Source organism: Paraburkholderia sp. UCT31 (assembly GCF_014397655.1).
Taxonomy (GTDB): domain Bacteria; phylum Pseudomonadota; class Gammaproteobacteria; order Burkholderiales; family Burkholderiaceae; genus Paraburkholderia; species Paraburkholderia tuberum.
The window spans coordinates 84,536-106,593 of record NZ_VZQP01000010.1; the positions used below are offsets into that span (position 1 = coordinate 84,536).

The window sequence follows — 22,058 nt, forward strand, 5'->3', positions numbered from 1 at the left end:
GCGGCGTTCTGCTAGTGTCCTCGTTGTCCACCGGTTGCAGCCCTGTCAACGACGGCAAATGCAGCTTTACAAGGAACGGCGCGAGACAGTTTACAAAAACAATGTTTTTCGCTAAGAAATGTTTGACGTGTATAAAAGAGCCCCGTAAGATAGGCATCAGGATGTGAACACCCTAACTTGGTTGTAGTTGACAAGGACCACACCGAAATGAACGCTCCGCAAACCCAAGCACGCCCCAAGCAATACGACTCGCGGTGGTTTCTCATTGCCGCGCAGTTCGCCATCCCGCTCGTCGTACTCGCTTACGGAGCCGTTTCCACCGGTGTAATGGGACGGGGTTTTGCCGGCGCCGCCGTCTCCGGGACTTTCGAGCTGCTGTCCCTTATGCTGTTTACGCGGCTTATCAATCGGGCGAAGCCGTGGTTCGTCGAGAACGTATCGCTCTACGAGTTCTACTTTCTTGTGGCGCTGAATCAGAGCCTGCTGGCCCTCGCAGTCCTGAAGATTTTCGAGTTGTGCACCGGCTGATAAAAGCGGCGCTTTCCGGACATGCAACGGCGTGAGTGAAGTGCCCTTCGGGGACACGACCAGCCCGTCTAGTCGAGGAGAACGCCGGACGGGGCACATCTGGAAGCACTTTCACGCATGGCGGTTTAGACGGACGTCCCGGCTCTATTGATAAGTGTTAGTTGGTGGCAACACCGTGACGCGACGAAAAGCGAGTCGCCATGTCTGAAGCCCTCACGAAAAGATAAAAGCGGAAGCGCCCGGTGCGTCTTCCGCTTTTTTTTGCATTGTGTTTGTTGGGACTGCTTTTAAGCGCCTGGCGCCAGAGCCTCAACCCGCATCCCAAAAGCGGGCACCTTCAGTGCAACCTGTGTTCCGAACTCCTTCGTAATCTTCTGCCAGAGCGGAGCGGCCGGCGAATACTCCTTAACAGAGGTGACACCGAATTCCGCCTGGGCCGCGCCGAGGACGTCCCCTGTCGCATCAACAAGGCCGTACCCAACGGCTTCCTCGCCGGTCCAGAAGTCCCCAGAGAACAGTTCGGATTCGTCGCCCTTCAACTTCCCTTTACGCCCCGACTTCACGATGTCGATGAACTGCCCGTGCAGCTTCGTGAGCATCTGCTGCATCTTCTCCTTGTCCCGGTTCTGCACCGGCAGGAAAGGGTCCATCCTTGCTTTGTTTTCCCCAGCGGTCAGGATGCGGCGCTCGATACCCAGTTTTTCGAGCGCCCCCACCGCTCCGAAACCACGGGTAACCACGCCGATGGAGCCAGTCACGGTAGCTTTTGACACGTAAATCTTATCAGCGGCAACGGCCACCATATACGCGCCGGAGGCGAGATAGTCTTCTCCGACAACGACGACTTTCTTGTCGGGATGGAGTTTTTTCATCCGCAGGATATGGTCGTGGATGAGCATCGCTTGTACCGGGGTGCCCCCGGGGCTGTTCACTTCTATTAGCACCCCCTTGCTGGTGGCGTCGTCGAACGCCTCCGAAATGGCAGGGATGAGACGGGCGGCCGATGCCTCGCTATCGGGGGCGATTTCGCCCTCGATTTTGACAAGGGAGGCATGGGGTTCGGACGCGGCTCCGAGTCCACTGTCGCTTGCCGGGCCTACAACGCGTATGAGCCCAATACCGACCACCGCAGCGGCAGCGAGCCAACGGACGTTCCGCCACTTGCGAGCGCGCCTCGTTTCCTTCAGGAGTTCGTGCACCAGCGCGTATTCGAGCGGGGATGGCTTCTGGTTTGCTGGCGTGGGGAAGTCAGTATTTTCCATTTTGAGACTCACGAGGGGACGTCGGTCAGAGCCGCTGCGTTCGGGACTTCCTGCAGGGCAAGAACGAATAGCCTCCACTTTTAGCTGGACGAAAAAAAGGCGACCTAAGGTCGCCTGTTGAATCAGGAATCAGTTTTACATCTCAAAATATCGGTCCTCGTCAAACGGGTCGACGAACTTGCTCGGGTCGAATCCGGTCCAGTTTTTCTCAGCAGCAGGAGCGGGGTCCGGAGTGTGCATCTCTTGGTCCGTCGCGTCGCAAGTCGATTCGAGTAGAGCGGGTGTCTCTGCGGCGGCCGCTATCGTAGCTACGACCGGCGTAGGTGCCGTCGTTACGAACTTTTGCATTGGCACTTCCTGTGTTTCCTTAGCTTCCGGCTGCGCAAGCTCAGCGGTCACCTTGGCAACCGTTGACTGCAGTGCTTCAGGGACCGGGTCGTTGGCCGCATCCTTCGCCGCCTTGCGCTTGGCGCGGATGGCCGCGTCTAATTTCGGCAAGCCCAGGAAGGTAGCAAAGACAACAGCCGGAACAACCACATAACCGAGAGACTGCAGGATGGCTGTAGACATAGAAACTCCGAAGTTTGACCTAGGGTAAAAAACGTTACGTTACTGACGAGTGTAGGTAAAGTATTTGACGCTTTTCTCGATAGCTATGCCCTTGTGGCCGAGGCGTTGGTGAGCGGTTCTCTGCCTTACCTATACGTGCACGGCATGCGATGAAAAGCCCTTGCAATGCTTGAACGTGCGCGGCAGGTAGAGGGACAAATGTTACCCCGAAGTTTTTTGCAAAGCAATCACGGAAGAAGCATTCTTAACTTGAGTAAAGCGCATAAACGTAATGAAAAGTCGGCGTAAAGCTCTGCTGACAGAGAACGAAGCGCTCCTGCTGAGCCAGCTTCATCGCTATCAAGGCTTGCTCTTCGAAGGGTGCGCCTCGCCGGGGCTTTGTCAGGCAAAACATGTCGGCGGCAGCCGACAGAGCCACCACGCGCGTACGCTAAAGCGGCTGGCGGCGCGTGGATTCTGCCAGGAGGAGACCTTGGTGGTAGCTGGCGGTGGAACCGCGCGCGCCTATCGCATCACGGCTCTCGGCGACGCGGCAAGGGGGATGTACTTCGACCATGTCGGAGAGCCTGTTGCCAGCGTACCGCTACTGCGGCACCTCATGATGTCGACGCGAAGACGATAGTTTGGTCGTTGCGGAGCGCCAAATCACGGAACTGCTCGGCGGTGAATCCGAGCGTAGCTCCTCGATGCGCGGCGGTTTCGAAGGCGGGCTTGTCTTTCGTGGGCTTCTGCCCGTACGACACGCAAGCGCAGTTATTCCATAAAAAATCCTCCGGTCACAGGACCAGAGGATTTCCGTTTAACATTTCCCAGAACGGAATCTCGACGTCGAGTTCCTTAGGGCCCGAAGGTAATGACTACTCGACCGGGCTGCCCTGATTGGCCAACAGTGGTAAGCGGATTTGTTCCTCCCTGTCCAGCGGTGCCCCGATTTGGCGAACTGGCGTTCCCCGGCGTCACGCCCGAACCACTTTGCTGAACGATGGCGCCAATGCCGGGATAACTCGTATTCACATAGCTGCTGCCGCCGCCACCACCACCTTCCGTGTAGCCGGGCCATCTCGTAGCACCTTGACCACCGCCGACGAAACCGTCGCCGCCGGCGCCAGCAGAACCGCCGCCCGAGCCCAGGTTGCCGGCACTCCAGCCACAGTAGGTACCTCCGTTTGGCCAGATTGGGTTCGGGCTGGCTGAGGTACACCCCCCTCCCCTGAAGCTCCCCCCGGCGATAGCTCCGCCTCCGCCATTGGCACCGGATTTTCCTCCGGCCTGATTGCCTATGCCCGTACCGCCGTTGCCCGTTAAGTCGCCGGCTAACGCCCCACCGACTCCGCCGTTTCCACCTCGAGAGCCATTGGGTACATCATCGTCTCCGCCACCCCCGCCTCCTCCAGCGCCAGCCACTGCTAGCAAGGTTCCGCTAAGACTAATATCACTCCGGCCACCGCCGGCCGCGCCCCATGAATAGCCGTAATAGCCGTTTTGGTTATAGGTGACTGAGTCCGGGGCCAGCCCGCCTTGACCCACCCTTACAGAGAGCGCCTGCCCACCTGAGAGTCCGGTCAAGCTGAAGCCAACGTACCCGCCGCCGCCGCCATTTCCGCCAGCTGAATAGTTTACGCTGCCATTTCCGCCGTAGCCTGTGTTACCCGAGCCCCCTCCTGCACCCCACATATCAACGGAAGCCGTGGTGCACCCAGCCGGGACCGGCGCGTTCTGAACAGCTCCCGTGAAGTTAAGAACAACGGGACCCGCCGCACAACTTCCCGTCGTAGTTCCGGGTCCGAGTCCGGGAAAGGGAACCCGCAGGGTGTACGTACCGCCGAATGCGCTGCCCATCGCACCTGCCAAGAGTAGCAGCGAGGCAAGGTGCATGGTCCGTATAAATCCGCTATTTTTCATTTGCTTCTCTTATGGACATTTATGGGGGGTATAGGCATAGAGTTCGGTCGCTTGAGTTTTGTTTTCGTCATGAAAAGGCGTGGAGGCGCGCGAGTTGACAAAGCTCAAACACGCTTTACAATTTCTCGCATGCTAAACCTAATGTTCATCCGGGACCGTATGACTGCCTTGGCGCTGTCCCGGTCTGCGCTAGCCGCGCGCTGTGGCGTCGACGGCGACACGCTGGCGCGCTGGTTTGCCCGCCAAACGTTGCCACGGCCTTCTGCGCTAATGCGTCTCTCACGCGCGCTCGGAGCGGAGGCGCAAGAGTTGTACTCTCCCATTAATCTGCGAACCGAACCAGTGGTGTTGTGGTGCTCCCCGTGCGGCGCCAGTACAGGAGGCGGCCGGACGCAACCGGGACAGCTGTCCCATGAGGAGGTGGAATCGGTTGTGTTGGACATGGGTAGGCAGCTGCGGACTATCGAGCATCTCTTACCTGCGCCAGCAGCTTCTGCCGCCCGGCAGACGGCTTGCGCGGCGGAAGTAGTGGAGTCCTACCTTCGCCCCGTTATGCATGGGCTGGATGCGCCCTTTGCGCAACCCGACGTCGGAGCAGTCAATAAGACTCAGGTCCAAAAGATGGTTGCCCTTCATCGGTTCGTGGGTGCGATTCTGGTTCCGGTGATGTGGTCAATTCCGCGTTCGGGCGCGGTGCTCTTGCTGCCGGATACCGGCCGCGTTTTCGTGTATGTAAATTTGGATGCCACGTGGAAGGATGTGGTGCGAGTACTGACTGACGCATTACCTTACTGCTTCGTGGCTCGGGGTCAGTCCTCGGCTGATGCAGGCCTTGCTGAGGCCAGCGTGTCGTCGCTCGACGCCGAGAGCGCGGGCTTATCGACCGACATGCCAGTGCTTGATGGGCCGCACTGCGCTGAGGAGTTCGTTAAGTTTGCCGAAGATGTCTTCGCTACGCCGGTGTACGGTGCTATCCGGGATTGGCAAATAGGCGAAGGGGGACGAAACCCCGCGTTTATCGGGGATGTGTTGGGGGTTGCACTCGGGGACGCCTACGAGCTATCCCAGGCTCTTTGGCCAACGGACCTCGCCTAGTCAAAAAACCGACCCCCGCAAAGCGCAGGGGTCGGAAGAATCATCAGATGCCGTCGGAGTCCGGACCGTAACCTTGCGGGCGCTCGCGGAAGAAGCAGCCTTGGGAGAGCATGCGCAGACCCGGGTCGGGAACGCCCGATGCCTCGCCGGTAGCCGCTGTTTCAGCTTTCGTTCCACTCGAGATGAGCTGGTTGCCGAGTACTGCGCGATTGTCGAACAGGTGCCGCGTGGGAGTGGTTTGGTTCTTCATAAAACTATTGTCCTCATCAGTCTTGGGAAAGTAGAAAGAGGCACTCTTTCTGAAGAGGTATAGCTATGCTGGCGTCGGCACTCGCGCCGGACGTTTCAATCTCAAAGCAGACAAGACACCCAGCAAGGTGAAACCCGCAACACTCATCTGTGGCAGCGTCACGCCCAAAAAGCTCCATTCGACAAAGAAGCATTGGCCGGCGCCTTCGAGCAGCAACGGGAAAATTTTCTGGAACGGGAAATTCGCTGCGATGTACAGAATATCCTCTGGAGTGCATGTCGTGAAGTCAAGCGGGTGCGCTTGCACATAGACATGCCAGCCCGCTGTGGCGATGCCGCAAACGGCAACAAGGGCACCCAGCAGCGCCATCGGGACCCGGAGGCGCCGCCACGCACCCGCAAGGTTGGCGACAGCAATGCCGATGAACAGAACACGCTGAACGATGCAGAGTGGACATGGATGCAGATGGGAGTATTTTTGAAGCAGCACGGCGGCTGCGACGATGGCCAGGGCCATGCTGGCTAGAGCGAAGGGATACGCCGGTGAAGTCAGGAGCTTCTTTAGAGGCATGAGCAGGGCAGTACGCGCGGTTGAAATTGGGTGTAGGGTGCGGTTCTTATCGCGTCAGAAAAAAGTTATCTATAGGGGTTAGGACAACAACTTTTTCTGGAGCCAAGTCATGACCACTGCCACCGCCAAGCTGTCGACTGCCAAGGAATTCAGCGATTTCGTATTCAAAGCACCGCGTGAACATCTGGAATGTCAGAAGGGTATCTACGAGATTACCCTCGAGCAGTCCGGCGCAGTTCGCACGGACGTTACCGAGACCTTGGCATCGCGCCTGAAGACGCTGGATAGCGTTCTGTCTTTCCAGTAACGTTTTGATTCAAAAAAGCCCCGGTTCTATCGGGGCTTTTTTCTCGCCCGTGTTTCGGGCGAACTGGAAGAGGTAGGTTGCCGACTCGCTGGTCGAAAATTCCAGCGGACAGGTGGGTTCGGAGCGGGGTGACTAAATTGAGTGAATAGTCTTCCAAACAACTTAGGTTCCCATGCGTCCTTTTCACCTTGCCTTTTCTGCTCTGGTTGGAGTGACCGCTGTCGTCGGCCACGCCGCCGAAATTCCTGCGCCTCCGGTGAACACCGCTCCACGGATATCCCTTGAGGTAGCGCCCCGACCGGTGGTGGGCAACAGCGGGGGATACGCGCTTCCGCTTCCCGAGTCCGGCGCGCCGGCGCGCTCATTCTCGAGCATGGCTGCTGCCGCTCAGGCCGGCGTGGCCCCGTTTGAAACTGTGAAAGCATCTCAACCGGCGACGCCTCCGCCCCGTCCTCGCTTCGTGCTGCCGGACTGGAGTCTGTATGCAGCTCTCGTGACAATTCTGTTAGGCCTTGCGTATGGTTTCGTTCGCATCAACAAAAAGCGCTGAGCTTGGGCGTGACGTCCTGACCCACGTGGTGAGTGCCTGTTCGGCGCTCGCCATTGTATGGGTCGTTCTTGCGGCGACGGAAACGCAAAAAGACCCGCAGGTTCATGCTCCAGGCCGGGTAGCCGTCCGTATGGTGCGTCCCCTCGCGCCGCCAGCGCCAGCGGTCCAGAAGGTGAACGCGCCGACGCCCGTGAAAAAGCTGGCACCGGCAAAGCCTCAGCATAAGGTTACGGCGACTGCCGTCCCGCCGCCCGTCCATCCTGCGGTGACCGCCAGCCAGCCCGCACCGAGCGAATCCGCGCCGGAGATTATCGTAACGGGTCTTCCCCTTGACGTGCCGTCCGCTGAGAGCCAGAGCCGGTCATCGGCGCCCGCGCTGCCCGACGACCGACCGCCCCTCATATTCACCGACGCACCAGGTGGCGAAGTGGTCGTTCTCGCCTATAAGGTGGACAGCGATGGCCGGGTGCTCGACGTCCAGATTGCAATACCGTCCTCGCACAGATTCAACGACGTTGCAGCGGCCCTTGCTCTTCACAGTCAGCATTTCACCAACATCAACCCCCCGATTCCAGCGGGCGAAACGCGCTGGCTTCAATCTCGAATTAACTATCAGTCCACCACCTCTGACTTGCCCTGACAGGAGCTTGAACTTGACTCTCACCCTCATCGTCGACTACGGCCTCATCGGCCTGTTCGCCCTAACGCTGTATCTTATTTTCTGGAAGGGCTTCGTTATCTGGGGTCCGCGTACCGGTATCCGGGAAGTGCTATTGGACAAGTCCGCTATTGACGAGCGACTGGAGCGCAAAGAACGGGGGCTCGTTTTGCTCGCGACGATAGCGGCGATGGCCCCCTTTGTAGGCCTCGCGGGCACCGTTCTGCACGTCATCCAGGCGCTCAGCTCTATTTCCGCTGCCGGGCTGGACGTCACGGTCATTTCCGGCCCTATCGCACGGGCTCTCTATTCGACGCTCTGGGGCCTGGCGTCGGCGATTCCGGCTGCTATCGTCTACAACCTCGCGGCGCGCAGTTTGCAAAATGAACAGAACCGCCACTACCGCGCCGCTGAGCGCGCGGCGGGGATGAAGTGGGAGCGCACTTGAATGTTTGAACGCAAGCCGTTGTCCGCCATCAACATCACCCCATTGGTGGACGTGCTTCTGATTCTGCTGGTGGTGCTGATGCTTGCGATTCCGGTCGTAGCCAAACGGCTGCCCGTGGACCTGCCCAAGACGACCCTCGATGCACCTCCGTCGGCGCGCAATACCGTGCGGCTTATGCTGCAAAAAGACGGTGCAGTTCTGCTCGGCGACCAGAAGACCTCGCTCGAGAACGCGTTGTCGGCCATTAGCTCATCGAGTTCGGTTGAAATCTATCCGGACGCAGCGGTGCCGTATGCAGCTATTGCGAAACTGGTGACTGCTGTCCAGGGGAAGTTCCCGGCCGATATAGCCCTCGTAACGCAATGAGGAACGCAGGGCTCGCCGTGGTGCGTTGGTGCAGCCCTTCTCATCCACGGTAACGCGCCCCCTGTACCGCTAAAACCCGTTGTCTAGACCCCCCACTACTTGCATTGAGGCGCGCGCGTTTGCTTTGCCGACGCCCGTGCGGAAGACTCTCAGGGGGCTTTTTGAAATATCTCATCACCGGGGTGGCCGGCTTCATCGGCTTCCATCTGGCCAAGCGGCTGCTAGCTGAAGGTCATCGAGTTGTTGGCGTTGACAGTTTGAACGACTATTACGACGTTGGCCTGAAGCATGCGCGTCTTCGCATTCTCGAGCAGTTTTGCGACACCGGCCGGTACTGTTTTGTTCGAGGCAACCTCGCTGATAGGGAAATGGCGAGTTCGCTTGCCGAAGGGTGTCCGGACATCATCGTTCATCTTGCCGCGCAGGCAGGTGTGCGCTACTCCCTCGAGAACCCCCGGGCCTATTCTGAGAGCAACATTGAGGGTTTTCTCACCATCCTCGAAGTCGCCCGCCGGGTGCGGCCCCGCCACCTTCTTTACGCGTCCTCCAGTTCGGTGTACGGCTCGTCGAGTCCCGTACCCTTCACAGAAACCGCATTGGCGGACAAGCCCGACAGTTTCTACGCCGCGACGAAGCGAGCTAACGAGCTGATGGGGCACTCCTACGCGCACCTCTACGGCATTCCTGCGACAGCGCTGCGGTTCTTTACGGTTTACGGACCGTGGGGCCGGCCAGATATGGCGATGTACAAGTTCGCGCTCGCGATGCGTGCGGGCAAGCCGATTCCTGTGTTCGGGGACGGGTCGATGCGCCGGGACTTTACCTACATCGACGATTGTGTCAGGGCCGTAACTATACTCGCGAACAAGGCCCCGGATGGCGAAGACCCGCACCGTATTGTCAACGTTGGCAATCGTCGGCCAGAGAGTGTCTCAACGTTAATTTCACTTCTCGAGCAATCCCTTCGCCTCAACCCCACGCTCGAACACCGTCCCGTTCCGCCGGGCGACGTACCCATTACGTACGCGAATACGGAACTTCTCGAATCCCTGACGGGATTTAGCCCTTCGACACCTTTGAGTGAGGGTGTCGCCAAGTTTTGCGAGTGGTTCGAAAGCTATCACGGTAGCTTTGAACCGGCGCTCGCAGGACGTAACGATTCTGATGCAGTGGTCGGCCAAGCGGTGCAGCCGCATGGCCGCCGGCTGCTCGAAGGAGACCGTCGTGTCCAAGTCTTACAAGCTGAGGGTAATCGCTAGCGGCGTGCTAGCACTGGCATTCAGCCAAACACACGCGCAGAGCGCGGCGTTATTCGACGCTCCAGCTCTGAGCCTGGCGACTACGTTGCAGAACACCGCGCCCGACATCTGCGCGGTGAGCGACCCCAGCCCCGGCATGTCGGGGCCGACCACCATTTTCGACTTTGCTCAGGAAGCGGGTCGTGCGCGTACGGCATCGACCGCTGGACAGGCCGAGGACGTTGACCTGGGCGATGACGACGCATCCGACGCCGACGACGCATCCGATGCCCTTGCGGAGGCGAGCTTGCCCGCCGATGCGGTCCCGGCTACGCGAACATTGCCGACGCCTGCGATTCCGGTCGCGGCGCGCGCGAGTGCTCCCGAACTCGCTCCGGACCAGCAGGGTCTCGTTAAATACATCGTCTCCCGATTTAACGTCAAGGCCCGGGATGCGGCGACGATGGTCCAGCACTCCTACGCGCTGTCGGCGCAGACCGGTGGAAGAATCACAGCGAGCCTCATCCTCGCGGTCACTGCCGTCGAATCGAGCTTTAACCCTCGCGCGACCAACGGCAAGGCGGTCGGTTTGATGCAGGTGTATGCGCCGGCGCACTCCGATAAGGTACGCGCTGTCGGCGGTCTCACGGGTTTGCTGGATATCGGCAAAAACCTGAAAATCGGAACGGGGATTCTGCTCGACTGCATGCGCGCGGCGAATTTTAACGTACGTGGCGCACTCGCGCGTTACAACGGGGCGGTCTCGGACGCGACGAGTACCTATCCCGACAAGGTGCTGCTGGAAAAGGTCAAGCTGGAGCACATCCAGACGAGCGTCCAGCCAATCAACCCGACGTGACGCCGGCAACCATTTCGGCTAGACGGGCGGAGACAGCTACTTCTGTGCGGTGCCGGCGAGAAGCGCCTGCCCGCGTCGAGTCAGATGTGGCTCGCCTCGCCCGTCGGCGGCGATACTCATTCGCCGGTCCCGCAGGATGAGTTCCTGGCGAACAAGGATTTCGACCTGGACCGCTTGCAGGAGCGAAAACCGAAGGTTCTCGGCCGCACGCGGTCGTAGGTGCGCCGCGACAAGTCCCATTTCAGCCAGAAAGAGTTCCTGACATGCACGGTCAATATCCTCGCGGACCAGAGCCGCGTCGACGTCGAGTGCATTCAAGGCGTGGCGCAGCTCCTGCAAATCATCGTCGTGTAACGACTCCACCCAGTCCCCGGTCAGGAATCTGACGCGAGGAGGTTTGACCGCGTAGAGGTAGTGAAAGACGCGGTTGGTGAAATAGTAATGCTCCGGCAGGATTCTAAGGGCACCCGTCATAGGTTGTCTCCGTAGGCAATGAAACCTGTATCAACCGAATTTAGTGGTCTGCCGCAGGATGCACTCCGGCGCCCACTGCTGCGTGCGCTTACAGACAACCAATTAGCTGACTTTACAAAGACAAATGGCTAATGTAAAGTCACCTGCAATTTACAAATAATGCGGCAAATTCTCGCCACAACCTCAAGGACATCACAAGTGACAGCCCCGGACACCCCAATGAATGCCCTCGATAAAGCTGTTAAGTCGGCCCACGCGGTGACGGATGCCCTGACCGAGCTGCAACAAGCGCTGAATCTGCTTGAGTCCCTGAACTTCAAGGTGCTGGAGCCACTAGTGGCGCGTGATGTGTTCGCCGTCAATACCGACAATCAGCCCGTCCTCCGGGTCGCCATCGCGGATACTGAGTCTACGGGCCTCGACCCCGCGAACGACAAGCTTATAGAGCTCGGGATGATTAAAGTCGAAGTGAGCCGCGCCACTGGTCAGGCTTATCGGGTGCTCGGCCGGTACAACGCGCTCGAAGACCCGGGCAGGCCAATTCCGGAAGACGTGAGCCGTATCAACGGCATCACCGACGAGATGGTGGCGGGGCATCGCTTCGATGACAAAGAGTTGGAAGCTTTTGTCGCTGACGTTGACCTGGTGATTTGCCACAACTCCAACTTTGACCGACGTCTGCTCGAAGGACGCTTCCCCTTCTTTGAGGCGAAAGCATTCGCGTGCTCCCTCCATCAGGTCGACTGGAAAGCGGGCGGAATTGGCTCGCAAAAGCTCGACTACATTGCAGCCATGCTGGGATTCCACTACGAAGCACATCGCGCCATCACGGATTGCGAAGCACTGTTGGAGGCGCTGCAGCGCCCGATGCCCGCAACCGGGGATATCGGAATGCAGGAACTCCTGATGTTTGCGTTCGAACCGGACTTCAGCATCGCGGCTCTTCGGGCACCGTTCGATGCCAAGGGACTGCTGAAAGCTCGTGGCTACCGTTGGACCGATAACGGCGTCGACAAGTACTGGTCGACGGAAGTCGGAAAGCTGCAATACGACGATGAAATCGCATGGCTCGGTGCGAACGTTTATTGCAAGCCCAAGTTCCAGCTCGGTATCGCCGAGCGGGATGCATACACGCGGTTCTCCGACCGGGCGCCCCGCCTGACCGTAGATTTCCCAGCTGCGGCGTAGCTAGGCGCTTGGTCCCTTTCTCACTCGGAGAAACGTTCCTACATGCGCCTTGAAAATCTCGTTGCAGGTGTCTGCCTGATTCAGCTTTTTGGCGCGCGTGTCGACCCCGAACGTGTCTCGGCTACCCATCTGGAGCGCGCCGCACGTCGGGCGGCTCGCGAGGGTGTCGGTCCCGCGCTCGCGTTGCGCCGGAACTTACGCGACGACCTTATCTGCTGCGTCGCTATGACGACAGTCGCGCTAGCGAGCATAGTTTTGACATGCCGTCTGACGATGCGGGGTGCGCCGGCGCTCGTCGCGCTCCTCCCCTATTGCGCGGTCTTCCTGATTTTCGTGGCGTGTCACGCTGTGCGAGGAAAGGTACTGCGGCCGGGCTGTGAAGCCGTTCAACCGTCAAGAGCTGAGTGACCCGTTTAGCCTGAGAGGTGACGCCGGAGAATAAACCGCGCGCCCTCAATGAGCGACCATGCGAAACCAGCGGCGAGACAAAACCCCGACGCGTCGTGTGGGGCTGCGTCCTGACACAGCAGGTAGCCAGAAAATCCGGCAAAAGGAAGCATGAGGTAGCCGGCGACAAGATGCGCAGCGCGCGCCCTGCGGCGGAATTTGTGAGCGGAGGCGTGAGAGTCCATATACACGTAAAGACACCCCGGAGAACACATGAGCTTCATTGAAAATACCCTGAGCGACGAAGAACGCGTTCTTCGCCACATACGGCTTCATCCCCTCGCGTTCGTCAAGTCATACGCCACGACGTTTGCTGGGGCAGCCAGCCTGATAGCGGCCATCCTTCTGCGCTCTGAAATTGCTTTCGGCGTGTGCGTAGGGTTGTTCGCGCTCACCCTCTATTTTTACCTGCCCAAGAAGGCGGTAGAGATGGCAGTCACTGATTGGCGCGTCATCAAGAAGAGCGGCCTGCTGTCGCGCGACACGCAGGAAATTCGCCTCGATGCAATCGAGACGGCTACGTTCAAGCAATCGCTCCTCGGCCGACTGTTTAACTACGGCACCCTCCATATCACGGGCCGTGGAGAGACCTCGATTTTCCTGCAGCCGGTGAGCTCCCCCGTCGAGGCGAAGAAAGCTCTCGAGCAGGCGCAGCGAGCATTCTCAGCTCACGGTTCGGGTCCCTTCAATGGCTGAGTCGTTAGCAGGCCGGGCGACCGCTGTTTTGGGCGCACTGGTCCGGCTTGCGCGTCAGTCTTACACGGAATTGCCCGAGTAGCCGCGAAGGCGCTTGAGAATCGTCTTTCCATGGTTCCGTAGGCGTTATCGCGCCTAGGGCCTCACAAACAAAAGCAATCAAACAATGAAGCAATATCTCGACCTCGTCAGAAATATCCTCGACAACGGAACGTGGGAGGAAAACCGCACCGGTATCAGGACCATCAGCGTTCCCGGCGCTGCTCTTCGGTTTGACCTGCAGGAAGGATTTCCCGCCGTCACCACGAAGAAGCTTGCTTTCAAGTCCGCGATTGGCGAAATGGTCGGATTCCTGCGGGCCTCGCGGAGCGCGGCCGATTTCCGGGCGCTAGGTTGCAAGGCGTGGGACCAGAACGCAAATGAGAACGAGCAATGGCTTGCCAATCCATGGCGGAATGGTGAGCACGACGCCCTTGGGGACGTGTATGGCGTCCAATGGCGGGAATGGCCGGCGTACAAGCTGGTTCCGGTGACGCTTACCGCTCAGATAGAAGATGCAATTGGACGCGGGTATCGTCGCGTTGGTGTTCTCAATGACGAAGGCACTGAGAAGGTACTTTTGCATAAGAAAATCGACCAGGTACGGCAATGCCTCGACACGATTATGAACAACCCGGGTGACCGGCGAATTCTCTTCCACGGCTGGAATCCCGCAAAGCTCGACGAAATAGCATTGCCGGCTTGCCATCTTTTATACATGGCAATCCCAACGAAGGAAACGCGTGAGATATCGCTGGCGATGTTCGTACGGAGTAACGACATTGGACTTGGCCTGCCATGGAACATCGCTGAGGGGGCCGCTCTGCTACACCTGTTCGGACGCCTAACAGGATATAAACCTCGCTACGTGAATTATTTCGTCGGGAATGCTCACATATACGAAACGTCGCTCGGGATGCTTCAGGAACAACTCCGCCGCGAGCCCTTCCCATTGCCGCGTCTCGTTATCGCTGACCGAGTGCCCGACTTCGCCGTAACGGGTCGGTACGAGCCAGAGTGGCTCGATAAGGTCGAGCCCAGCGACTTCGCGCTTGAGGGCTATCAACACCATGCGCCGCTCACTGCGCCGATGGCAGTCTAAGGACGGACCCGAACGATGCGTTCGGGGGAAGTTCTGCAGTATGCGTCCACTGATAAAAGAAAACCTCGACCGACCGGTCGAGGTTTGAGGTGCTTAGTGCACAATTACGAGGTCTTCTTCAAGGCCTTCTTGACCGGCGGCGCGTCTAGTTCCCCTACGCGCACCAACACTGCGGCGATAGCTCCAATGACTTCGCCTAACCTCGGCTTTGCCATGCCCGAGCGCGAATACAACACTTCGCCCGCGCGTCGATACACCACTTCGAGTTCATCAACCCCCGTGATTCCGACCTGCACGATGTCGCCGTTGGCCTGCGCAATCTCCAGCAGACCGCGCGGGAAGGGTGCATCCTCGGGCGCGTTGTCTAACGGCACCAGATTCTGCGCGCCGACAAGGGCGCCCAGCCCGCAGTTGCAGATGACGTACACCGCCTTTTCTACGATGCCGCCGTAGTCGGTGTTGCGCGGCATGCTCCCTGCGTCACCGGCCGGACCAACGAGCCATCCGGAGCTGAGCGCCACCTCCATACCGATGTCGCGTCCCGGAACGTAGGCGATATCGATGACCCCCGAGCTAAAACCCGTCGAGAGGTCGAGAAGCATGGAGCGGCTGTTCCTCGGCGCTTCGACTTTGACGGTCACGCAAGGGCGGCTTTCGTCGAACGGCACGAAAGTGCAGTCTTGTCCAGCGAACTTCTTCTGGAGTTCTGCCGCCTTCGTTTGGCTTGCGGCTTCGACCAGTTCGGTGCCCTCCCGCACATCCAGGAGGTCCGCCACGCGTTCCGCGTTCGAGTCGCCCGGTTGTGCCAGTTCGAACCCGCTCTCCTTCAGAAAGCGGGGGACACCTACCCCATTGATGCGTGCACCCTTCACCTGCACCAGCTTGCCCGACTCCATCAGGAAGTGCGATTTGTCTTCGCCCTTTCTGGCGGGATATGCAGCGATTGCTTTGCCGGAGGTGAGTCCGATGGTTGCGCCGTTGATTCCGACGTAGACGTTGGATACTTTCATGGTTCTGGTCCTTTGATTAAGTTGTGGCCTTGCTCTGAGGTATAGGCACGTCTGTATGACGCCACGTCCCACGACAACCCTCGGCGCGCCTTGCCACAGGGCATGCATCCTTCCAGCTCCAGAAGGGCTTCGGGCCGCTCATGACGACCTGTCAGGAACTGCGGTAGGAGGCCTCTTGTTCCGGACGTGCAAGGCAAGAGTCCCCCAATGGAAGGCTTTTGATGCGACGACCTGCGGACCAAGCCGAGAAGCAGGCAACGCTCGTCGTGATTGCTCGGAAGCCGATGCGGGTCGTGCAAGGGAATATGTGATGCAGACGAACCGGACTCGCACAACGTCCCGCCAGTCTCACGAGGGGAGAAGCCTCGGCGGCTCTGTCACCGAACAGAGGAGTGGCGACAATTCCAGGCGGGGGTATCTAATAAGGGCTCACGCAGTCCCCAGGACTTTCCGCGTAGCCGTTATTTCTTTCGGGGCTTTCTATTGCCTGACCGCTTGTCCACATCCCCTCGATAGAGGCGGTAGCACTTCCATCCAAGGCTCAGAAGGATGCAGGCATATGCTGTGTTTAGCCAGAGTTGATAATCGTGGAAGAAATCGGCGATAGTGTACATAGCGAGGTTCCGGTTTGGTCGGTGTCAGCGGGTGTGCTCTGACCAATGGAAAGCTCCGGTCATAAAACCGGAGCTTGGTGAAATAAGAAACGTCGAACGCATGACCTTAGCCCCGTTTGAGGAACAGTTTAAAGCACTTGTACGCAAAATTGAGGCATACACAAATATACAACGTGTGCAAGCACAGTTCGTAATCTGCGAAATTCAACATTCTAATGTGTCCTTGAAAGACTAAAACGAGTCGACAAAACTACTTTTTGAACTTGAGGCTTGTCCAATTGCACATCGTTGCAAGTTCAATAACCTTGAGGATGCAGCCAACTGCGAAGAACCCCCAGAACGTAGTCCAGGTGGTTGGCCCCTCTACATCGACTGGCACGTGAAGATAGGCCAGGCAAGTTGCAGGCAACCCCGGGATAGCAAGAAGCGCCAGCGCGAGGATTTTGTGACTACCCGCATGGCAAGCCTTGCCGAACTCGGTGATGGCTTTTTCTGAAACGAAACCTACTGATTTGCTTTTCTTTTTTGACATATAAGCTCCTTTTGAAAGATGTCAATTCAAAAGGAGAACTCGCTTTGGCCCGTGAACGGACAACGCATAGTTCTCCGTTCGAAGGTCAAGTTGGTCTGTTGGTCTTGACTATCGATGTATAGTCACCGCTCAGCGCGAGGCAGAACGCCATTCGGGGGATGTTCGCCGCCCGACACCTGTTTCGTGGAGCGCATCCCTATTGCTGTCGTCGCGGTCGAAAAAGCGCTAGCATCTCTCAGTGCACCGCGCTCCTGACGTTTAATGGAATCGGGTGCCTGCGCGCCGTCGGACTCGCTGGAGCGAGTGCGCCCGTTCTGCCGTCGCCGCCGGTTCTGCTGCCGGTCAGCAGCTGATTCGGGAACGCGAGGACTTAACTGGCGGCTGTCAGAGAATCGTGACCCTTCCGTCGACGAGGCCGGTCTGACACTGAACTAGCACGCCACCCGAGCTAATAGACACCCCACGCAATAAGCCGTTTGCGAAGAGTCTCGTGGTTGACGCAAAACTCGCGGGCCACGACGCGGAGGGAATCCTCCGGTTTCCGCGAACGCCAGCGGACGCAAATAGCTTCTTGCGGGAGGAGCTTACCGGGGCGTGTGCCGGTTACTTCACCAGCAATCGCATGCTTAGCGGGACGTTTGCGGCTTACTTGACCTGCACCCGCACGAAGGCGGATTGCCGCCGCTTGTCCACTGCACTTGCGAGAGCAATACATTGCTGCTTTGTGAGCAAGGTGCTCAAACGCTGAACCGCAGATTGAACACGTGCTCGTCGTATTCTGCGTGTATTTGTAGATGGGGCTCTCGTAGACGCCGAGTTTGAGAAGTTGCTTCCGGAGTGAGTCGGGGTGAACGCCAAATTCCTGGGCAATCTTGAGAAGAGACTCCCCTTCGGCGCGTGAAAGCCAGCGCTGCTTGAACGCGGGCAAAGGCAGACGTGCGGCCTTGGCTTCTTCACGCACTTTTCTGGCAAGCAAGACCCCGTCAAAGTACGCTAGGCAGTCTTCGATTCGTACGGACCGGCGTTGCCCCATGTAAGGCAAAACTGCCCGCATGAGTTGCGCGGCTTTGACGCCTTGCACGCGCGCAATGAAGCTCGGTTTCCAGCCGTTTCGGCGGGGCGCTTCTTTCCATAAGAATGCACTGGTGATAGCTGCGAAGTCGTTCACGACATCCACATCCGTCATGTTCAACGTGACGCACACCGTGTTATTACGACGATTGCAATCAAAACAGCCTTCCCCTTCCAACAACCCGGCTATCCAAGCGAGGGACTTCGGGGCCTCTTCTTCTCGGAGCCGGAGTTCCGCCGAAGCACCAGCGCCTCCACCAGTTAAGGTTTCTAGTCGCGTCTTCATTGAGTTTCTATTGGCCACCCCCAACCGTCGTGCAAACGCCCTAAAAGATTCGGAAGGTTCTTTTGAATTCCATGCGTGGAGCAGGTCTTCGTTGGCAACCTTCTTCTTTCGAGCCGTCTCGCCGGAACTACGTCTGCGCGACGCTTCTTCAACAAAATCCAAGCAGTGCCGGATTTGAGACCTTCGTCTTGCGCCCATGTAGGGATATATCTGCTGCATGAGATAGGCTGCGCGTGTTCCGGATGCACGACACACGTAGGGGACTTTGTGGTGGTCCTTCCGCTTTGAAACGCTGAAGTAAGCAACCCCCCATAACAACGCCATTCGTTGAACAATATCTGCATCCGTCATGCAAAGAACAATGGAGATGCGACGCTGACACAATAGAAAAGAGCCTTCGCCTTCGAGAATACCTGCCATCCACTGGAGCAAGTCGAGGTTCTCGACATTGGGAATTGATTTTGTCGCGCACATATGCGCATTGTATGGGGATTGCCACCAATTCGCCAGAGAACCGCACAGACTGGCAACAGAAAAGGGGGATTTGGTCTTGATAGAATGCAGAACGGCACGGCCGGAGGGATTCGACAGCCGACTACCGACTCTTTCGTTTGTAGCGAAGCAGTTCGGCCCCGTGAGTAACAGCCGTACTAAAGTGATGGCGATGAGTGCCGGTTTCGAACCGAGCTGCCTCCGGCGTGACAGGCCGGCGCTCTTGCCAATTGAGCTAACTCACCGTGAAACGGGAAGACCGTGCGGGATTCGAACCCAAGCCTACGCAGAGTGAAAGTCTGCTGACCTCAACCAGAAGTCCAACGGTCCATAAAATTGGTGCGACTGGAGGGACTCGAACCCCCAACCTTGAGCTTCGAAGGCTCCTGCTCTTTCCAGTTGAGACATACAGTCGCGTAAAACATTTGGCACGGCTAGCTGGGCTCGAACCAGCGACCTTTGGCTTCGCAAGCCAACGCTCTCATCCTCTGAGCTATAGCCGTACTGACGAAAAATCTGGCGATGCGTAGGGGGCTCGAACCCCTGACCTTCGGATAGACAATCCACTGCTCTACCTACTGAGCTAACGCATCATGGCGCTCTGTAGCCGCTGTTACCTGGGCGAAAACCAGGTGTCCTAGGCCGCTAGACGAACAGAGCGTTGCAATCAAACAGAAGCACACTGCTGCACTGGTCAGCACTGCGAACAATGCGCTTTGGTTTGACGTCTCCACTCGGGGTCGAACCGAGTTTACAACCGCGAAAAGGGTTGTGTCCTAACCTGCCGTAGATGGAGACGTAAAAAATCAGGTTTCTAGTTCGCGCGCGCATGTTCCCAAGACTGTTGTAGCCTCAAGGCGCAGCACCAACGATATTAAAGAGCAAGTTACTACCGTGCTCTCCGTGTCCCGAGGAACTTAGACTGGGGAAACTTGACTACAGAAGGGGATGGTACATCGGGCCGCTCTGTGGGTTCCACCAGTCACCTGGTGGAGAACGACCAGGACCGCTTACGAACGCTCGTCGCGTTCGGCATCAGCACGCTCATCACGCGCGAACGCATCCGACCGGGCGTCCCGGGCGAACAATGCGATTGCGGTAAAGAGTGCGTTCATGATGCAGCAGTTCCAAGAAATGTTTTCAATGATGCGGAGTGTAGTAACTCCGCTTTGGATTTGTCAAGGATGACGCAAAATATTTTCAAGCGTTGCGGCTTTACAACACGACGGGCGCGGTGGAGCTAGTCGCGCTGTCCCGGGGTGGTGCCCTCTTCGTCCGACGGCATAGGCGGCGCGGTAGCCGTATATGCTGTGTGCAATTCCGCGCAGAGTTCAGAAAGAGCGAGCAGGCACCTCGCCTGGCCCTCATGCTCGACCTCCCCGGCATGCAGGAGGTCGTCCAACGTGGGTGCAAGTCGCCGGAGCTGAGCGAACGTTGTCGGTTCGAGTTTCATGATGCGCAGAAGCCCTCCGATTGAGTGAGGCGCGGCCACAGGTACTCAGACGACGCCTCATCGATTCATGAGGGAAAGCCTACACTAAATTGTGCAATGCAGCAATCCGTGATTTTCCCGACCGACCAACATGCTGGGCGGATTGTGCGCTATGCGCCAGCGTCGTTCCGAGCCGTGCCCGTTTTGGTCGGATTCAGAATAGCGGCTAGGCGGAAGGCCAACCGTTCTTCTCGGGGTCCGTTTCCAGGTAGCGGAAAGCTTGGCGGATTTGCGCGATGGTCCAGCGTACTCCTTCGTTGTATTGCCGCAGGCCGGCGTCCTGTTCGTCGCCCGCACGAAGCGCCTCAGCTTTCATGGCGTCGAGAAATGCGGGCCATCCCGGCGGCGGGAGGTAGGCGTTGTCGTAAATGCGGGGAACGCATCCGAGACTGTTGTAGAGGCCCGAGCGCATGTTGCGAGACAGGCACGGTGCCAACGCGCGAAAAGCCTCGAGCACCGTTCCATCTCCAAGGCCCCCCGGTTCTTTCCGAACCTGAGCGATAAGTTGCATCAGTTCGTCAATGCGCCTGGAAATATGGAGGTTGAGCGGCTCCGGACCGTCATATGCAGGCGGCGGCTCGGCGGGCGGAACTGCGCCGGTGTCGACCATGTCCTGAATCAGTCTCGCGGAAAGGTCATAGGCCTCGCGTAGCTCAATCTTCAAATGGTCTTCGAGCCGGCGCGCAACTCGCCATTGGGCGTTTCCAATTCGTGCCTCATGGGTCGACGCGTCAGGCTGGGTCGACAGGCCCATGTCAAGCAGTCCGCGTATCTCGTCAGCGACGGCCGCCGGCGCGCCGCCGCTTTCCAGATGCTCGAGCCAACTGACGAATTGGGACTGGAGGCGCGGCATCAATCTGAGGGGAGCAGGCGCACCGTTGGTAGTTGCCGAATGCTCGAGGCTATCTTGCTTCATAGAATGGTCCTTTTGTTGTGGGGTAGCGGGCCGGAGGATGCCACTCGCGTACCTACGCGGGGTCGAGGGCGGGAGCCGCGTGCGCTCGGAGGTCGCCCACGCGAATAGACATCACGGCAACAAAATCGCGTGCGGGCGCCGGGAAAATCTCAGAACGCCGCCAGTGGCCAATCGCAACCAGACAGTCATCAGGGGCGCTCTCATATCTTTTAATAAGAGCATCACGAAGGCCGTCGCGTGCCGGGCGAGGCGAATCCGGACAAGGTCGGATTGTGTCGCTTTGGTGACGATGCATTTGTCGCCGCAACTCGTTCAGGGCGCTCCAGCTGCGGGCAGCGTATCGACGTCGGGCACCGGGTTCCGCGAGCGCCCTGCGCGCCCGTTCAATGTGCAGCAACGCAGCGTCAAAGGGTTCCCCGGACACGCAGGGCGCCGGTGTTGGTTTTGACGTGGGAATTTTCTTGGTCTGCCGGGCTGGCGTGGGCCGTAGCAGTCGTGCAGCCCTAAGTACGCTCGGGTGAATTGGCAGAAAAGAGGCAGGAGGCACAGCAACCTCCCTGCGGCAGTCCCGCGCATCCGAGTTTCCTCGTCGAGACACCGTTCGCGCGCAGGCCGTCACCGCGTCGAGATATCCGTCGACATCGCCGCTTCCGCCAAAAACTCCCCACCACTCGTGCACTATCTGCCGCAAGGAAGGAGCCGGACCATTGCGTCCTTCGGGACGAACATCCCACAGTGGTGGAAAAACAGACTCTGGCTGGTCGTCTCGCGCGAAAAGCGCAACGATGCGATGCGGCGCATTTTGCGGATTTTGAAGGTCGGCAAGTTCCGCATTGAAATTTGGGTGCGCACTGTTGGGTGTGGCGTCGACGGGCATCCACGGGACGAGCTCGCCGGCACGAGTGACAGTAGCCCATGCTATCGGCACATGCGGCAATGGCAAAAACGATGCTGCATCAGTGTTATCAGGCATGTATGACTGGCGTGAATGCATTCTGGCTTTACAAAGTGATTCGGGAGAAGGCGTGTGCCGGATTATTGTAAAGTAATCGACGCCTCTGTGCGAAAAAAGTCCGCCATAGGAGGCGGACTGAAT

General features: G+C 58.3%; 20 protein-coding genes, 5 tRNA genes and 1 pseudogene. 12 read left to right on the plus strand and 14 right to left on the minus strand.

What is annotated here, in order from left to right; genetic code table 11:
* The first annotated feature begins 207 nt into the window (after positions 1 to 207).
* A complete protein-coding gene (locus F6X40_RS10735; RefSeq protein ID WP_187627809.1) occupies positions 208 to 528 on the plus strand; it encodes a hypothetical protein in 321 nt (106 codons plus the stop codon).
* Positions 529 to 815: 287 nt separating this feature from the next.
* Here the strand turns inward: F6X40_RS10735 and F6X40_RS10740 are convergent, their stop codons facing one another.
* Positions 816 to 1,790: a S49 family peptidase gene (locus tag F6X40_RS10740; RefSeq protein ID WP_187627810.1), complete on the minus strand. Its 975-nt coding sequence runs from the start codon at positions 1,788 to 1,790 to the stop codon at positions 816 to 818.
* Between the two features lie 135 nt (positions 1,791 to 1,925).
* On the minus strand, positions 1,926 to 2,360 hold the full coding sequence (locus tag F6X40_RS10745) for a hypothetical protein (protein WP_187627811.1): 435 nt from the start codon (positions 2,358 to 2,360) through the stop codon (positions 1,926 to 1,928).
* Between the two features lie 2,061 nt (positions 2,361 to 4,421).
* On the opposite strand from F6X40_RS10745, the pseudogene F6X40_RS43485 reads away from it, so the two are divergent.
* Both F6X40_RS43485 and F6X40_RS42250 read left to right on the plus strand, forming a co-directional pair.
* Positions 4,422 to 4,562, plus strand: a pseudogene (locus F6X40_RS43485) (helix-turn-helix domain-containing protein); the annotation flags it as partial.
* Positions 4,563 to 4,790: 228 nt separating this feature from the next.
* Positions 4,791 to 5,357 (plus strand): hypothetical protein, encoded by a 567-nt coding sequence (locus F6X40_RS42250; protein ID WP_262421426.1) that lies wholly within the window; start codon positions 4,791 to 4,793, stop codon positions 5,355 to 5,357.
* A gap of 43 nt (positions 5,358 to 5,400) precedes the next feature.
* On the opposite strand, the gene F6X40_RS10755 is transcribed toward F6X40_RS42250, so the two are convergent.
* Both F6X40_RS10755 and F6X40_RS10760 read right to left on the minus strand, forming a co-directional pair.
* A complete protein-coding gene (locus F6X40_RS10755; protein ID WP_187627813.1) occupies positions 5,401 to 5,607 on the minus strand; it encodes a hypothetical protein in 207 nt (68 codons plus the stop codon).
* 63 nt (positions 5,608 to 5,670) lie between these two features.
* Positions 5,671 to 6,177, minus strand: coding sequence for a disulfide bond formation protein B (locus F6X40_RS10760; protein ID WP_262421427.1), 507 nt, complete (start codon positions 6,175 to 6,177; stop codon positions 5,671 to 5,673).
* A gap of 109 nt (positions 6,178 to 6,286) precedes the next feature.
* On the opposite strand from F6X40_RS10760, the gene F6X40_RS10765 reads away from it, so the two are divergent.
* The 6 genes from F6X40_RS10765 (at position 6,287) to F6X40_RS10790 (ending at position 10,603) form a co-directional block, all read left to right on the plus strand.
* Positions 6,287 to 6,484, plus strand: a complete 198-nt coding sequence (locus tag F6X40_RS10765; protein ID WP_187627815.1) for a hypothetical protein — start codon at positions 6,287 to 6,289, stop codon at positions 6,482 to 6,484.
* Between the two features lie 518 nt (positions 6,485 to 7,002).
* Complete coding sequence (locus F6X40_RS10770; RefSeq protein WP_187627816.1) at positions 7,003 to 7,674, plus strand: hypothetical protein; 672 nt, start codon at positions 7,003 to 7,005, stop codon at positions 7,672 to 7,674.
* A 13-nt stretch (positions 7,675 to 7,687) separates the two neighbouring features.
* The gene (locus F6X40_RS10775) at positions 7,688 to 8,140 is read left to right on the plus strand and encodes a MotA/TolQ/ExbB proton channel family protein (RefSeq protein ID WP_187627817.1); all 453 of its coding nucleotides are present in this window, start codon (positions 7,688 to 7,690) and stop codon (positions 8,138 to 8,140) included.
* The gene (locus tag F6X40_RS10780; RefSeq protein WP_187627818.1) at positions 8,141 to 8,506 is read left to right on the plus strand and encodes an ExbD/TolR family protein; all 366 of its coding nucleotides are present in this window, start codon (positions 8,141 to 8,143) and stop codon (positions 8,504 to 8,506) included.
* A gap of 161 nt (positions 8,507 to 8,667) precedes the next feature.
* Positions 8,668 to 9,765 (plus strand): NAD-dependent epimerase/dehydratase family protein, encoded by a 1,098-nt coding sequence (locus F6X40_RS10785; RefSeq protein ID WP_187627819.1) that lies wholly within the window; start codon positions 8,668 to 8,670, stop codon positions 9,763 to 9,765.
* An 85-nt stretch (positions 9,766 to 9,850) separates the two neighbouring features.
* Positions 9,851 to 10,603 carry a lytic transglycosylase domain-containing protein gene (locus tag F6X40_RS10790; RefSeq protein ID WP_187627820.1) on the plus strand — a complete coding sequence of 251 codons (753 nt, stop codon included), beginning with the start codon at positions 9,851 to 9,853 and terminating at the stop codon, positions 10,601 to 10,603.
* 36 nt (positions 10,604 to 10,639) lie between these two features.
* Here the strand turns inward: F6X40_RS10790 and F6X40_RS10795 are convergent, their stop codons facing one another.
* A complete protein-coding gene (locus tag F6X40_RS10795; RefSeq protein WP_187627821.1) occupies positions 10,640 to 11,077 on the minus strand; it encodes a hypothetical protein in 438 nt (145 codons plus the stop codon).
* Positions 11,078 to 11,296: 219 nt separating this feature from the next.
* Between F6X40_RS10795 and F6X40_RS10800 the strand changes: the two genes are divergently transcribed.
* From F6X40_RS10800 to F6X40_RS10810, 3 genes are all read left to right on the plus strand, one after another.
* Positions 11,297 to 12,265 (plus strand): 3'-5' exonuclease, encoded by a 969-nt coding sequence (locus F6X40_RS10800; protein WP_187627822.1) that lies wholly within the window; start codon positions 11,297 to 11,299, stop codon positions 12,263 to 12,265.
* A gap of 660 nt (positions 12,266 to 12,925) precedes the next feature.
* Positions 12,926 to 13,408 (plus strand): PH domain-containing protein, encoded by a 483-nt coding sequence (locus F6X40_RS10805; protein WP_187627823.1) that lies wholly within the window; start codon positions 12,926 to 12,928, stop codon positions 13,406 to 13,408.
* Between the two features lie 166 nt (positions 13,409 to 13,574).
* Positions 13,575 to 14,549, plus strand: a complete 975-nt coding sequence (locus tag F6X40_RS10810) for a thymidylate synthase (protein WP_187627824.1) — start codon at positions 13,575 to 13,577, stop codon at positions 14,547 to 14,549.
* 104 nt (positions 14,550 to 14,653) lie between these two features.
* On the opposite strand, the gene F6X40_RS10815 is transcribed toward F6X40_RS10810, so the two are convergent.
* The 9 genes from F6X40_RS10815 to F6X40_RS10855 all read right to left on the minus strand — a co-directional run bounded on the left by F6X40_RS10815 (position 14,654) and on the right by F6X40_RS10855 (position 20,962).
* Entirely contained in the window at positions 14,654 to 15,559 is a 906-nt protein-coding gene (locus F6X40_RS10815) for a hypothetical protein (protein WP_187627825.1), read from the minus strand.
* 864 nt (positions 15,560 to 16,423) lie between these two features.
* Positions 16,424 to 16,705 carry a hypothetical protein gene (locus F6X40_RS10820; protein WP_187627826.1) on the minus strand — a complete coding sequence of 94 codons (282 nt, stop codon included), beginning with the start codon at positions 16,703 to 16,705 and terminating at the stop codon, positions 16,424 to 16,426.
* Between the two features lie 448 nt (positions 16,706 to 17,153).
* Positions 17,154 to 18,536 (minus strand): hypothetical protein, encoded by a 1,383-nt coding sequence (locus F6X40_RS10825; protein WP_187627827.1) that lies wholly within the window; start codon positions 18,534 to 18,536, stop codon positions 17,154 to 17,156.
* Positions 18,537 to 18,721: 185 nt separating this feature from the next.
* Positions 18,722 to 18,799: transfer RNA gene (locus tag F6X40_RS10830), tRNA-Asp, on the minus strand.
* A gap of 10 nt (positions 18,800 to 18,809) precedes the next feature.
* A tRNA-Glu gene (locus tag F6X40_RS10835) sits at positions 18,810 to 18,884 on the minus strand.
* Positions 18,885 to 18,891: 7 nt separating this feature from the next.
* Positions 18,892 to 18,970: transfer RNA gene (locus F6X40_RS10840), tRNA-Arg, on the minus strand.
* Positions 18,971 to 18,980: 10 nt separating this feature from the next.
* Positions 18,981 to 19,057, minus strand: a tRNA-Arg gene (locus F6X40_RS10845).
* Positions 19,058 to 19,071: 14 nt separating this feature from the next.
* A tRNA-Asp gene (locus tag F6X40_RS10850) sits at positions 19,072 to 19,147 on the minus strand.
* 1,065 nt (positions 19,148 to 20,212) lie between these two features.
* Positions 20,213 to 20,962, minus strand: coding sequence for a hypothetical protein (locus F6X40_RS10855; protein WP_187627828.1), 750 nt, complete (start codon positions 20,960 to 20,962; stop codon positions 20,213 to 20,215).
* Between the last annotated feature and the right edge of the window lie 1,096 nt (positions 20,963 to 22,058).